Here is a 13767-nt window from a genome sequence, read left to right as displayed (position 1 = left end):
CCGATCCCCAGGGATCGCTTTCGAGATTCCCGATGCGCCAGGCCGTGTCCCGCTTCACGCTGTCCCTCCTGTCCTGTCTGCTCGCCTGCGGCATGGCGGCCGCCGCGGAACGGGACGTGGTCAACACCGCCGTGCCCACGGTGCAGCCGGATCGCATGCCGGCGGCCGACGGCGACGCGCATGGCGCGATGCCCATCGGCCTGTCGCGGGACTGGACCCGGCCCGATCCCGCCATTACCCGCGCGGTCATCGTGATTCCCGGCTGGCCGCGGCGCGACCTGCAATCGGGCGAACGCGCCGCCAAGGCGGCCGGCGACGCGGCGCGCGATACGTTGATCGTGACGCCGCAATTCCTCACCGCCGCCGACGTCGACGCGCACAAGCTGCCGCCGGACACCTTGCGTTGGGGCGCGGACGCGTGGCCCCTGGGCTGGCCGGCCAAGGGGCCCGCGCCGGTCGGCTCATACGCCGTGGTGGACGACATCCTGCAACGCCTGGCCGACCGGACGCTCTTCCCCAACCTGCGCGACATCGTCCTGGCCGGCCATTCGGCGGGCGGCCAGTTCGTGCAGCGGTATGCGGCAATAGGGAAAGGGCCGGCGCGGCTGGCCGCCAGCGGCATCCACTTGCGCTACGTCGTCGCCAATCCCTCCTCCTATCTGTACTTCAACGCGCAGCGCCCCGTTTCCGAGCGCGACGCGCAGACGCTGGGCCGGGGCACTTGCGCCGGGTTCAACCGCTGGCCCTACGGCCTGGCGGGTATCTTGCCGCCCTACGCCGATCCATCGGAACCGGCCGCGGCCGTCGAACAGCATTACGCGGCGCAGGACGTGGTCTACCTGCTCGGCACCGCGGATATCGATCCCAACGCGGACGGGCTGGCCCGTTCATGCGCCGCCGAGATGGAAGGCGCGTCGCGCTATGCGCGCGGGCAGAATTTCCTTGCCTACCTGCGCCAGCACCATCCCGAGACGAAGCAGCGCATCCTGGCGGTACAGGGCGTGGGGCATGGCAGCGCGCGGATGTATGCCTCGCCTTGCGGACGGGCGGCGCTGTTCGACACGTCCACCTGCACGGCGGCGCCGTAGGGTGCCATGGGCGGTGGCGGTGACCGTAGCGGTGACCCGGGTAGTCGCAGTGGCGGATTACGCCGGGCGCGGATAGGCGTATAAAGGTCGGGCGGTCCCGGCGTTCGACGATCGACGGATGGGGCCCGCCCTTTCATGGAGCCGTCATGTCCATACCCATCCGACGCCGGTCTCGGGCCGCTTCCTGGCGCAAGCATCTGCGCGCCCTTGCGCTAGTGGCCGCCACGGCCGTCCTATCCATCCAGGCCAGCCATGCCGCCGCGCCGCGCAACGAAGGCGAACGCCCTTATGACCGCGAAACTCCCTTCGCGGTGCAGCCGGTCGCGACTTTCGACATGCCGTGGGCGCTCGCCTTCCTGCCGGACGGCCGCATGCTGGTCACGGAGAAGACCGGCCATCTGTACGTGGTGACGGCGCAGGGCGCGAAGCAGCGCATCGCGGGCGTGCCGGCGGTGACCTACAGCGGACAGAACGGGCTGCTGGACGTGGTGTTGAGTCCCACATGGCAGGACGACAAGACCATCTACCTGAGCTACGTCGAAGCGGGCCCCGGCGCCAATCTCGCGCTGGCGCGCGCGCGGCTGGACCTGGACGGCGCGGCCCTGCGCGACCTGCGCGTGATCTGGCGCGCCACGCCGGACGGCGACAAGCGCGGCGGCGGCGCGGGCGGCCAGCCGGGCGGCATCATCACGTTCTCGCCCGACGGCCGCTATCTGTTCCTGACCTCCGGCGACCGCATGCGGCCGCGCACCGCGCAGGATCCCGACCTGCCATTGGGCAAGGTGCTGCGCATGTTCCCGGACGGCCGCGTGCCGCCGGACAACCCCTGGGCCAAGGAAGGCGGCGCGCGCGCCTTGACGTGGAGCCTGGGGCATCGCAATCCCTACGGCCTGGCGTATGCGCCGGACGGCCGCCTCTGGCTGCACGAGATGGGGCCCATGGGCGGCGACGAACTGAATCTGGAGGAAGCGGGCAAGAACTATGGATGGCCGGTGGTTTCGTATGGCGACAACTACAACGGCACGCCCATTCCGCGTCCTCCCACGCATCCCGAATTCCAGGAACCGGTGTTGTACTGGACGCCGGTCATCGCGCCGGCGGGCATGATCTTCTACAAGGGCGCCATGTTTCCGCAATGGCGGGGCTCGGCCTTCATCGGCGGCCTGCGCGCGCAGGCCCTGGTGCGCGTCGCCTTCGACGGGCACGGCGGGGCCCGCGAGGAGAACCGCTGGAACATGGGCGCGCGCATCCGCGCCGTGGCAGAAGGGCCCGACGGGGCCCTGTGGCTGCTGGAGGACAGCAGCGAGGGGCGGCTGCTGCGGCTGACGCCGAGGCGGGAGTAGTGATACAGGCATCGGCGCCAGCAAATGGCGCTGGCATCGGCATCGGTACTGACGGTGTCGATGTCGAAGGCAATATCGGCATCCGTAAATCCGCAATCACGCCGGCCGCGTTGGATTGAACATTGCGGGCGTCGGATGCCCGCGCTTGCTTTCCAGCGCTGATTTTAATGGCGACCTGTCTCGCCGATTCCAATGACGGCTCGCGGGAACGAGGCTTGCTCATCCGCAGAAATTTTTTTGCCCTCGGACCGCTCCAAGGCAAAAAGCCCCCTTGGGGGGCAGCAAGCGGCGTGAGCCGTGCGGCGGGGGGGCATTTTTTACTCGCCGCGGAGAGGCGGGAATCGCGCTCGTCGCTGGCCGTCGCTCGGCCGCCGGGTCCGGCGCGGGTGTCGGCGCCATGCGGCCGACACGTCTCTTTCAAGCGGCGCATGTTAATTATTCCGTTTTACTTGCGGTCAAGGTTGCACTTGCGGCCAAAGGATGTACCCATGATTTCACCCGTCATCGTCCTCCCCTCCTCACGCCCCGGCCTGCGCAGGCGCATGGGACGCGCGGCCGGCCGGATGATCCTGTCGCTCGCCGTCCTGGCCGGCGCGCCGCTGCTGGCGCGGGCGGCGGAACCGTTGAACGGTGCAACGGCAGGGAATGCAACCGCAGCGGGCGCAGGCATCGCGCCCGTCGCCAGCGGCATCACGCCCGCCGATGCGCAGCGTGCGATCCAGTTGTTGCAGGACGACGACGCGGCGCGGGCGCAGACGATACGGGCGCTCAAGGCCATTGCCGACACGGCCCCCGGCGCGTCCGTGGCCGGCGCGGCGGCGACAGGGCCCGCTGCGACAGGGGCAACCACAGCAGGATCGGGAACGACGGCAGCGACGACGGGCGGAGCGGCGACGGGGGCAACGCCGGCAGGAACGGCAACGGCAGGCGCAGCGGCTACAGGGACGACGGCCTCGGGCGCGGCAAGGACGGGCGCGGCCACGCCGGGGACGCCGGCGGCAGGCGCCGCGGCGGCGGGTGCTGCCGCCCCGGCCGCCACCACTCCAGCCGCTGCTCCCGCCGCCGATGCCTCATCCACCGCCATCGTCCCCCTGGAAGCGAACGGCCTGACGGCGCGCATGCTGCGCAGCATCTCCGATTGGGTGGACAGCGTCGGCGCCCAGGTGGCCCAGATCCGCGAAGGCATGAAAGCCGTGCCGGACATGATGGCGCGCGCCAACCGCGGCCTGGCCACGGAGGCCGGCCAACGGTTGCTGCGGCAGGTGCTGATCACGCTGATCGCCGTATTCGCGGTCGGGCTGCTGTTGGAGTGGTTGCTGCAACGCGCCCTGCGGCAACCCCGCCATGCGCTTGCCCAGCACGCGGACGAGGAAGAAGCCGCCGAACGGCGCCTGCAGCACGAGGAAGAACGACGGCGCCTGCAGGCAGAACGGCAGCAGCGGGAAGCCGCCGACGAACAGGCCCGCGACCGGCAGGACGCCGAGGACGCCAGCCTGCGCTCGGCGCCGCCCGGCGTGGCCTTGGTGCAGACGACGCGCGACGGCATTGCACGCGTCGAGGCCGTGCCGGTGCCGCTGGAGGATGGCGCGGCGCCGCCGGAGATCGCGGAGACCTCGGCGGATCTCCAGGCACGGACGGGCGATGACGCAATCGCCGCCACGGCGCCGGCCGCCGCCCCTGGCACGCCAGCGGGGGTGACGGCAGAGAGGACAGCAGAGACGACGGCAGAGGCAGCGGCGGCGAACGCCGGCGCCAACCTCCGTACGGATACGGGCCCGGCCGCAAGCCCCACCAAATCCGCGGCCGCAAGCGTAGGCCGCGACACCGCCTCCACAGCCGCCACACCTCCCGCGAGCGGTATGCCCGCGACAAACAGCCGCACGACGGCAACGAGCGGCGACACGCCTGCCGGCAGCACGACGGTGACACGCAGCGGCACAGCGGCAACGACCGGCGGCGCGGCCGATGGCGGCGCGACGGTCGCCGCGCGCGATGCCGCGCCGGACCGCGACAAGACCGCGGAGGAGCGCGACAAGACCGCCGAGGAAGCCACCCGCAACGCCGGCCGCCATTGGCGCACGATCCGCCGCCTGCCCTACGCGCTGGCCGCGCTGGTGCTGGACCTGCTGCCCCTGGCGCTGTTCTTCGTCGCCGCGGGCTTGATGCTGCGCTGGCTGGACGGCGACGATCCCCGCGTCCATGAGGCGGTCAGCGGCTTCATCCATGCCTACGCGACCACCCGCGGCAGCATGGCCGTGCTGCGCCTGCTGGTCTCGCCGGTGGGCCACGGCCTGCGCATCCTGCACGTGTCCGAGACGGTTTCGCACCGGCTGCAATCCGGGCTGCGCCGCATCATCGTGCTGGCGCTGTTCGGCCTGGCGCTGGCCGACGCGGGCCAGGCCCTGGGCGTGGGCGCGCAAGCGCGCCTCATCCTGCTCAAGGGCATTTCCCTGCTCGTGCACGCCTGGATCATCATCCTCATCTTCCGCATGCGCCGTCCGATAGAACGCATCCTGGCCGGCGAGCCGAAGAAAGCCGGCCCCCTGGCCTTGCTGCGGCAATGGCTGGCGCACGCCTGGTACGTCATCGCCATCGTGGTGGTCGCCGGCGCCTGGGTCGTCTGGGCCCTGGGCGTGCAGGACGGCTTTCCCAAGCTGATGCACTTCGTGGTGGTCAGCGGCGGCATCCTCATCGCCGGACGCGTCGTCGCCATGCTGCTGCTGGGCGCGCTGGGCCGCCTGTTCCAGCCGCACGCGACGAAAAGCGACGGCAAGGACGACGCGGCCCGCACGCCGGCCGAGGAACGCCTGGCCGGCCGCTACTTTCCGATCGTGCGCGGGCTGGTGACGGGGCTGGTCTTCATCGCCACCGTGCTGGCCCTGCTGCAAGTCTGGGGCGCCGACGTGACGGACTGGTTCGCCAGCGGCACGCTGGGCCGCAGCATCGCCTCGGCGCTGTCGACCATCGTGGCCTCCATCGTCATCGCCATCCTGGTGTGGGAGGCCGTGCACTACGCCATCGAACAACGCCTGCGGCGCTGGAAGGACCAGGGCGACGTGCTGCGCGCGGCGCGCCTGCGCACCCTGCTGCCGATGCTGCGCACGCTGCTGATGATCGCCGTGATACTGGTGGTCGGCCTGACGGCGTTGAACGAAATCGGCATCAACACCACGCCGTTGCTGGCGGGCGCCAGCATCATAGGCGTGGCCGTGGGTTTCGGCTCGCAGAAGCTGGTGCAGGATTTCATCACCGGCATCTTCCTGCTGATGGAAAACGCGATGCAGGTGGGCGACTGGGTGACCGTCGCCGGCGTGTCCGGCAGCGTGGAATACCTGTCCATCCGCACGGTGCGGCTGCGCGGCGGCGACGGTTCGCTGTACATCGTGCCGTTCAGTTCGGTATCGACGGTGAACAACACGAACCGCGGCCTGGGCAACGCTGCCGTGCGCGTCAGCGTGGCCTACGACACCGACGTCGAACAGGTGATCGCGGAACTGAAGAAGCTGGGCGCCGAAATGCGCGAGGACCCCACCTACCGCAACGTCATCCTCAACGACATCGAAGTGTGGGGCGTGGACGCGGTGGACGGCTCCATGGTCACCGTGGCGGGCCAGATCCGCTGCAAGGACTCCGGCCGCTGGGGCGTGCAGCGCGAGATGAACCGGCGCATCCTCGATCGCTTCCGCGAATTGGGCATCGCCATCGCCAACCCGCGCGCCAGCCTGCTGTTGACGGCGGACGAAGCGCCGGCGGAGATGCCGGCCCCTGCGGGGCCGCCGGCCGCCCCGGGGAAAAATCCGCCGCCGCGCGCCTGACGATCGCCGGCGCGACGCCCCGCGCGAAACGCCGGGCTACGCGCCTAGGCGCGGGCCGGCACGACGTCGACCACGTGGTCGAAGCGCTCGGCCAGCACCTGCCTGGCCAGCGCGACGAAACGGTCCGCCAGCGGGTTCTCGTCCGCCACCTCGGGCCGGACGACGTAGCCGCGATAAACGATGGCCGGCTCGAACGGCACGAAGCGCACGCCGGCCGGCGGACGGTACGCCGCGATCAAGGGATTGACGATGCCCACGCCCAGCCCCTCGGCCACCAGGCCGCAGATGGTCATGCCGTACGGCGTCTCGATGCGCGGGACGCGGGTCGAGGTGGCGGCGTGCAGGATGGCGTCCAACTGGATGCGCGTCACGTCCGCGCTGGAGGGGATGATCAATTGCTCGCCGGCCAGGTCGGCCGTCGTCATCGCGCGGCGCCTGGCGAGCTTGTGCGCCTGGGGCACCGCGCACACGCCGGCGCCCCGGTAGAGGTCTTCGATGCGCACGCCGAAGGCGTCCGGCCTGAGGCTGGCGAAACCCACGTCGCAATAGGCCGCCGACGCCCACCGCGCGATGGTCGATTCGCTGCGCATTTCCAGGCTGACGGCCGCCTCGGGCCAGCGGCGGCAAAACTCGGCGATGACGATGGGCAGCAAGGTCGTGGCCAGCGCCGGAATGCACGCCACGCGCAGGCGGCCGGAACCCAGCAAGCGGATTTCGCGCGCCGATTGCGCCAGGCTGTCGAGCCCGCGGAAGCTGCGCTCCACCTCGCGAAAAAACGCCATGCCGGCCTCGGTCGGCACCACGCGGCCCGCATGGCGCCGGAACAGCGTCAGGCCGGTGCTGCGCTCCAGATCCGCGACGGCGCGGCTGACGCTGGGCTGGGAAGTATGCAGATGCGCGGCCGCCGCCGTCATGCTGCCGCGCAAGATGACCTGCCTGAAGGTGTCCACCAGTCTCAAGTTCACGTCATCACTCCGCGGCACCCCATATCCGGTATGAATAATGCCCAGAAAAATCGGCATTTGACCACATAATGGCCCTTCACTACAGTCTCTTCACGCCCACGCGGCGACGCAGGGCAAGGCCCAGGGAAAGCACGATTCCTGTACCGATACGCACTGACTGACAAGGGGAAAATCCAATGTACAAAGCAATCCGCCGTACCGGCGCCGTGGCCTCGCTCTGCCTGGCCGCCGTGTTCGCCAACGCGCCCGCGCAGGCGCAAAGCGCGGGCGATCTTCAACGCATCGTCGACGCCAAGGTCGTGCGCGTCGGCGCGATCGAGGCGCCGCCCTGGTACCACCAGGATCTACTGACCAACAAATGGACGGGCATCGTCCCGGAAACGGCCGAAGCGCTGTTCGGCTATATCGGCGTGAAGGTCGAGTACGTGCCCACCGACTGGGGGACCGCGGTGGCCGGGCTGCAATCGAACAAGTTCGACCTGGTGGGCGCGTTCACCGCCACGCCGGCGCGCGCGCTGGCCGTCGACTTTTCCCAATCCGTGGGCTTCGTGCCGACCGGGGTTGTCAGCCTCAAGCCGGAGCTGGCCGGCGTCAAGGAATGGTCGGCGCTGAACAAGCCGGAAGTCAAGATCGCCGCCGTGGACGGGGCCGCGACCACCCGTGGGGTGGAAGGCCTGCTGCCCAAGGCCAGTTGGACGCTGGTCAAGACCAACGACGCCATGCTGCTGGAACTGGAGAGCGGGCGCGCCGACGTGGCGATTTCCAACCAGCCCACCCTGCTGCAATACGTCGCGGCGAAGAAGAAGGGCAATATTTCCCTGCCCGTCCCCGCGCGCGGCACCACCGCGCCTTTCGCCCTGCGCAAGGAAGCCAATCCGCAGTTGCGCAATTGGCTGGACACCACGCTGCAATACGCCAAGGCCGACGGCGTCGTGCAGAAGATCTGGGAAAAGTACTTGCCCGCGGGCAATTGATCCCCCATCGAAGGGCCTGCGTCGCGCGCCGGCGCGGGCCCGCGCTGCGAACGCAGCATTCCACACGGGTTTGTCCGCGCCAAGGGGATCAACGTGCCTACATCTACACCTACACCCACGCCCACCTCCACATCCGCTCTGCTGCGCGTGCGCGGCTTGCGTAAACACTACCGGCAGCTCGAAGTGCTCAAGGGCGTCGACCTGGACGTCCGGCAAGGCCAGGTCATGGGTTTCATCGGCGCCAGCGGCTCCGGTAAATCAACCTTCCTGCGCTGCCTGAACTTCCTCGAAATTCCCACCGCCGGCGAGATCGCGCTGGGCGGACGCAACGCCAGTTTTCAACCCGGCATACGCCGCCGGCAAGGCGACGCCGACCTCTGCGCCATGCGGCGCGATACCGGCATGGTGTTCCAGGGTTTCAACCTGTGGCCCCACCGCACCGCCCTGGAAAACGTCATGGAGGCCCTGGTCGTGGTGAAGCGCCAGCCGCGCCGCGCGGCCGAGGCGCGCGGCATGGCGCTGCTCGAAACGGTGGGAATGGCCGACAAGGCCGCCAGCTACCCGGCCCAGCTTTCCGGCGGCCAGCAGCAGCGCGTCGGCATTGCGCGGGCCCTGGCCACCGAGCCCGCCGTCATGCTGTTCGACGAACCCACCTCCGCCCTGGATCCGGAGCGCGTGGGCGAAGTGCTGGACGTCATGCGCCGCCTGGCGGCCGACGGCATGACCATGATCGTCGTCACCCACGAAATGGGTTTTGCCAGGGAAGTGTGCGACGAAGTGCTCTACCTGGAGGACGGCGTGGTCGCCGAACAAGGGCCGCCCTCGCGCATCCTCGATGAACCGCGACACCCCGGACTGCGCCGATTCCTGTCGCGCTCGCTCAAATAACCGGCAGGCACATTCCCATGAACCCATCCACCTACGAATGGAACTTCGGCATTCTCTGGCAATACCGGGAGCTGTTCCTCAGCGCCCTGGGAACCACGGTCTACCTGGCGCTGGCCACCATTGCGGCCGGCGTCCTGTTCGGCGCCGCGCTGGTGGCCCTGCGGCGCACCGGCTTCGCGCCGCTGGTCTGGCTCACCACGGCCTTCGTCGAGCTGGTCCGCGCCTTGCCGCCGCTGGTGCTGCTGGTCTGGATCTATTACTGCATGCCTATCCTGCTGGGCATACAGACATCGGGCTTCTGGACCACCGTACTGGCCCTGGCCGTGTACTCGGCCGCCTTCTACGCGGAGATCTTCCGCGCCGGGTTGCAGTCCGTCGAGCATGGCTTGAACGAAGCGGGCCTGGCCGTGGGCATGAGCCGTTGGCAGATCCTGCGCCGCATCGCGGGGCCGCTGGCCTTCCAACGGGTATTTCCCCCGTTCATCAGCCAGTGCGTGCTGGTGGTGAAGAACACCTCGCTGGCCGGCTACATCGCCGTCAATGACATCCTGTACGTCGGACAGCGCGTGAGCAACGCCACGTTCCGCCCCATCGAGGTGCTGACCGTCGTCGCCGCGGTGTTCATCGTCGTCATCGTGCCCTTGTCGGCGGCAGCCGGCTTGATGGAGAAACGCCTGCGCGCCAAGTACGCCCGCTAAGCCCCTTACCCATACCCTTCTTCCTCTTTCATTTCCAGACCGCCGCGGCGTCCCGCCGGACCCGCGGCAAGGCCCCTTATCGCCTTTTTCCCGGACGAACCATCCTCATGTCTACCGTAGTCAACGCCGCCGCTCTCGAGGCGGAATTCGCCCGCGCCATCCTGGCGGCCTCGCGGAACGTCACGCCCGCCGCGCAGGAGACGGCCTGCCGCCACATCATCGACTTCGCCGGCGTCGCGCTGGCCGGCAGCGTCCATCCCCGCGTGAGATTGGCGGCCGGGACGCTGGCCGGGCCGCTGTCCGGCGGGACGGCGGGAGGGCGGCTGATCGGCAGCGGCGAGCGGACCGAACTGGACACCGCGGTGATGCTCAACGCGATGGCCGGCCACATCCACGATTTCGATGACGACGAAGTCCTGCTGTCGATCGCCCACACCACCGTGCCGGTGATGGCCGCGGCCTGGACGCTGGCCGACGCCCTGGGCGCAAGCGGCAGGCAAGTCGTCGCCGCCTATATCTGCGGCGTCGAGACCATGATGCGCCTGGGACAGATCGTCAACCCGCGGCACTACCGCGACGGTTGGCACTCCTCGGCGACGCTGGGCGTGTTCGGCGCCGCCGTCGCCGCCGCCATCCTCCAGGGATTGGACGAGGAAGCCCTGCTGCACGCCTTGCGATTCGCGACGTCGATGTCCGCCGGCATACGCGCCAGTTTCGGCTCCGACGGCAAAGCCCTGCAACTGGGCCTGGCCGCGCGCAACGGCATCGTGGCCGCGCGGGTGGCGCGGGCCGGCCTGCGCTGCTCGGCCGGCACCTTGTTCGGCGAGCAAGGCTACGCGGCGATGTACGGCGGTTCCGCGCAGGACCCCGCCGCCGCCATCCGCGCGTTCGGGGCGCCCAGCGGCTTGCTGGAACCGGGGCTGACCATCAAGCGCTACCCTTGCTGCACGGCCACGCATACCGCGGTCGATGCGGTGCTGGGCTTGATGCGCGAGCATGACATCGAGGCCGACCGCATCGCGGCGCTGGAGGTGGACGTCGGCGTGGACCTGCCGCCCATCCTTATCTACGACCGGCCGCGCAGCGGCCTGGAAGGCAAGTTCAGCATGAAATACTGCGTGGCGGCTGCCGCCCGATACGGCCGCCTGGGCATCGCGGAATTCGAGGACGACCGCGTGGCCGAGGCCGGCGTGCAGGCCTTCATGGACCGCGTCGACATCCGGGTCGACCATGCCACGCCGCGCCCGGCGGTCGGTTTGGCCGACCACGCCAAGGTGACGCTGCGGCTGGCCGACGGCAACGTGTTGCAGCGCCAGTATGCCCACCCTTCGGGCAGCCGCCAGCGGCCTTTCACCGCCGACCAGCTCCAGGAAAAATTCCTGGCCTGCGCCACGGACTGCCTGCCGCGGGCGCAGGCCCGCGACACCTGGACCCGATTGCTGGCATTGCCCGCGACGGCCGACTTCAGAACCATTGCCCAGGCCTGCGTGGCCGCCTGAGCCCGCCGGGGCGCGAGGCGCGATGACGCCGGCCGCGCCTCGACGCATTCCCGTCCCACCGCCCTCGCCCTCTTCCAGGACCGTCCCATGAAATCGCCTATCCAAGCCCTGTTGGCCCCTGAATTCAAGACCACGCCTTATTGGTGGGAGGATGCGCCGCCGGAAGAAGCCCGGGACGAGTTGCCCGCCGAAGCCGACGTCGTCATCGTGGGCAGCGGCTATTGCGGCCTGTCCGCCGCCGTGGCGCTGGCGCGCGCCGGCAGGCAGGTGGCCGTGCTGGACAAAGGGCCGATCGGGCACGGCGGCAGTACGCGCAGCGGCGGCATGGTGTCCAGCGGCCAGAAGCTGGTGGTGACCGGCGCGGTCAAGGGCATGTCGCCCGAGTTCCTCTCGCGCCTGCTCGCCGAATCGCTGCAAAGCTTCGAATTCATGAAACGCCTGATCGAGGACAACGAACTCGACGCCGACCTGCAGCTCCGCGGCCGCTACTTCGGCGCCTATACCCCCAGCCATTTCGAAACCCTGCAACGCCATGGCCGCCTGCTGCGTGAAAAAACCGGCGTGACGGTCCACACCGTCGCGCGGCGGGACCAGCGCAAGATCGTCGGCTCGGACTTCTATTACGGCGGCATCGTGGTCGACGAATACGGCGGCCTGCACGTGGGCAAATACCATCGCAGCCTGCGCCGGCTGGCGCGCCAGGCCGGCGCGGGACTGTACTCCCATGCCGGCGTGCTGCGCCTATCGCCCGAGGGCGCCGGGCACGTCGTGCATACGGAGCGCGGCAGCATACGCGCCCGCGACGTCATCATGGCGACCAACGGCTACACCGACGATAGCGCCCCGTATCTGCACAGGCGCATCGTGCCGGTCGCCAGCTACCAGATAGCGACGGCGCCGCTGCCGCCGGGATTGATGGACGCCATCAACCCCGGCCGCCGCATGATCAGCGATTCCCAGCGCAATCTCTATTATTCGCGTCCTTCGCCGGACGGCACCCGCATCCTGTTCGGGTCGCGGCCGTACTGCCGCGACGTGCCCGAGGAGCAAGCCGCGAACCGGCTCTACCGCGACATGCTGCGCGTCTACCCGGAACTGCAAGGCATTCCGATCACGCATTCGTGGAAAGGCAATGTCGGCATGACCCTGGACAAGCAAGGGCGCCTGGGCCGCCACGACGGCATCTATCACGCGGTAGGCTGCAATGGCAACGGCGTGGCGCTGATGACCTACCTGGGCTACCGGTGCGCGCGCGGACTGCTCGACGGCGACCTGGCGCAATCGGCCTTCGCGGCCAGCGCCTTGCCGTCGGCCTTTTATTACCATGGCGACCCGGGCTGGCTCGTGCCCGCGGCCACCGCCATGTACAACCTCAGCGACGCCTGGGCGGGACGCGAACGCCGCTGAACGCCGCCGCGGACGGCAACACGCGCGCGCCGTGGGCGAGCGCGGCCGCCTCGGCGGCCGCTGTCACTTCGCCACGCCGCAGACGATGCGCGCGCCGCCGCCGCCGAGTTTTGCGGGATGGTCGCTGTGGTTGTCGGCGCCGGCGTGGATCATCAAGGCGTGGCCGGAGAGATCCGACAGTGTGAGGCGCGGCGCCAGGACGGGATAGGTCGCCGTGCCGTCGGCGCCCACGTACAGGGCCGGCAGGTCGCCCTTGTGGCCGCTGTCGTCATACGGGCCCTTGTGGGCGCCCGTCTTGTACGGATCCCAGTGGCCGCCCGCGGCGCCGCCGGGCGCCGGCTTGCCGTCCACCGGCCCCACCCCACAGGACGGATGCGCATGCAGGTGGAAGCCATGCACGCCCGGCGGCAGGCCATGCAGGTCCGGCGTCAGCAGCAGGCCGTACTTGTTCTGTTCCGCCTTGATGGTGCCGGCGGATTCTTGCACGCCGTTGGCGTCCACGAAGGACATCTGCACCGTGGCGGTCTGGGCGCAGGCAACGCCGGCCACGGTCATGAGCGCGATAAACAGGGGAATTTTCATCCTGGCTTTCCTTGGTCGAATGGGAAAGCCGAACCCTAACGCGCGGATTCCGGCGTCGCCAGGAGAAAGTTCTCACACGGGATGCGTCTCCGCCATCTACGCCATCACGCTCACATGGGCGGAGACCACGCGCCAGCCTTCGTCCGTGCGGACCCAGGTCTGCGTCTGGCGGCCGATGCGGTCCGAGCCGGCGCGTTGGAATTCGATGTGCGTGGTGGCCATGTCGTCGCCGAAGGTGACGATGTGGGTCCGCAGCACCGTGCGGTCCAGGCCGGCCGGCGACCGGCCGGCGCGGAAATCGCGGATGGCGTCGTAGCCGTAGAGGTTTTCGCCGGCGCCGTAGCGCAGCGTCAGCGGGGAATTCCAGAAGAGTTCGTCCAGGACGGCGACGTCGTTTCCGACCAGGGCTTTTTCATACCGGGCGAACTGCTCGGCGACTTCGGCCATGACGGCTGGCTTGTTGACTTCCAACATGAGGGGCAAGGCTCCCGGTTTCAGGATTTCAGGA

11 protein-coding genes are annotated in these 13767 nt (G+C 69.3%); 8 read left to right on the top strand and 3 right to left on the bottom strand.

Translation table 11 applies throughout. From position 1 onward, the window contains the following. The first annotated feature begins 32 nt into the window (after positions 1-32). The 3 genes from CAL29_RS08110 (at position 33) to CAL29_RS31815 (ending at position 6246) form a co-directional block, all read left to right on the top strand. Entirely contained in the window at positions 33-1088 is a 1056-nt protein-coding gene (locus CAL29_RS08110) for a hypothetical protein (RefSeq protein ID WP_094852373.1), read from the top strand. A 146-nt stretch (positions 1089-1234) separates the two neighbouring features. Further along, a complete protein-coding gene (locus tag CAL29_RS08105; RefSeq protein ID WP_094852372.1) occupies positions 1235-2431 on the top strand; it encodes a PQQ-dependent sugar dehydrogenase in 1197 nt (398 codons plus the stop codon). 488 nt (positions 2432-2919) lie between these two features. Further along, positions 2920-6246, top strand: a complete 3327-nt coding sequence (locus CAL29_RS31815) for a mechanosensitive ion channel domain-containing protein (RefSeq protein ID WP_218831822.1) — start codon at positions 2920-2922, stop codon at positions 6244-6246. 44 nt (positions 6247-6290) lie between these two features. Here the strand turns inward: CAL29_RS31815 and CAL29_RS08090 are convergent, their stop codons facing one another. Further along, a complete protein-coding gene (locus CAL29_RS08090) occupies positions 6291-7211 on the bottom strand; it encodes a LysR substrate-binding domain-containing protein (protein WP_094852370.1) in 921 nt (306 codons plus the stop codon). Between the two features lie 176 nt (positions 7212-7387). Here CAL29_RS08090 and CAL29_RS08085 point away from each other — a divergent pair, with 176 nt between their 5' ends. The 5 genes from CAL29_RS08085 to CAL29_RS08065 all read left to right on the top strand — a co-directional run bounded on the left by CAL29_RS08085 (position 7388) and on the right by CAL29_RS08065 (position 12677). After that, positions 7388-8185, top strand: coding sequence for a transporter substrate-binding domain-containing protein (locus CAL29_RS08085; RefSeq protein WP_094852369.1), 798 nt, complete (start codon positions 7388-7390; stop codon positions 8183-8185). Between the two features lie 93 nt (positions 8186-8278). Next, positions 8279-9073 (top strand): amino acid ABC transporter ATP-binding protein, encoded by a 795-nt coding sequence (locus CAL29_RS08080; protein ID WP_306430677.1) that lies wholly within the window; start codon positions 8279-8281, stop codon positions 9071-9073. A 17-nt stretch (positions 9074-9090) separates the two neighbouring features. Beyond that, on the top strand, positions 9091-9771 hold the full coding sequence (locus CAL29_RS08075; protein ID WP_094852368.1) for an amino acid ABC transporter permease: 681 nt from the start codon (positions 9091-9093) through the stop codon (positions 9769-9771). A gap of 107 nt (positions 9772-9878) precedes the next feature. Beyond that, the gene (locus CAL29_RS08070) at positions 9879-11270 is read left to right on the top strand and encodes an MmgE/PrpD family protein (RefSeq protein ID WP_094852367.1); all 1392 of its coding nucleotides are present in this window, start codon (positions 9879-9881) and stop codon (positions 11268-11270) included. Positions 11271-11357: 87 nt separating this feature from the next. Continuing rightward, positions 11358-12677, top strand: coding sequence for an NAD(P)/FAD-dependent oxidoreductase (locus CAL29_RS08065; protein WP_094852366.1), 1320 nt, complete (start codon positions 11358-11360; stop codon positions 12675-12677). Positions 12678-12740: 63 nt separating this feature from the next. Here CAL29_RS08065 and sodC read toward each other — a convergent pair whose 3' ends face one another. Then, positions 12741-13259, bottom strand: coding sequence for a superoxide dismutase family protein (sodC, locus tag CAL29_RS08060; RefSeq protein ID WP_094852365.1), 519 nt, complete (start codon positions 13257-13259; stop codon positions 12741-12743). Between the two features lie 96 nt (positions 13260-13355). After that, positions 13356-13733 carry an oxalurate catabolism protein HpxZ gene (hpxZ, locus tag CAL29_RS08055; protein ID WP_373559704.1) on the bottom strand — a complete coding sequence of 126 codons (378 nt, stop codon included), beginning with the start codon at positions 13731-13733 and terminating at the stop codon, positions 13356-13358. Positions 13734-13767: the final 34 nt, after the last annotated feature.

The organism is Bordetella genomosp. 10 (assembly GCF_002261225.1).
Classification (GTDB): domain Bacteria; phylum Pseudomonadota; class Gammaproteobacteria; order Burkholderiales; family Burkholderiaceae_B; genus Bordetella_C.
Note: the sequence above shows the minus strand (reverse complement) of the source record. Positions and strands in the feature narration are given on the sequence as shown.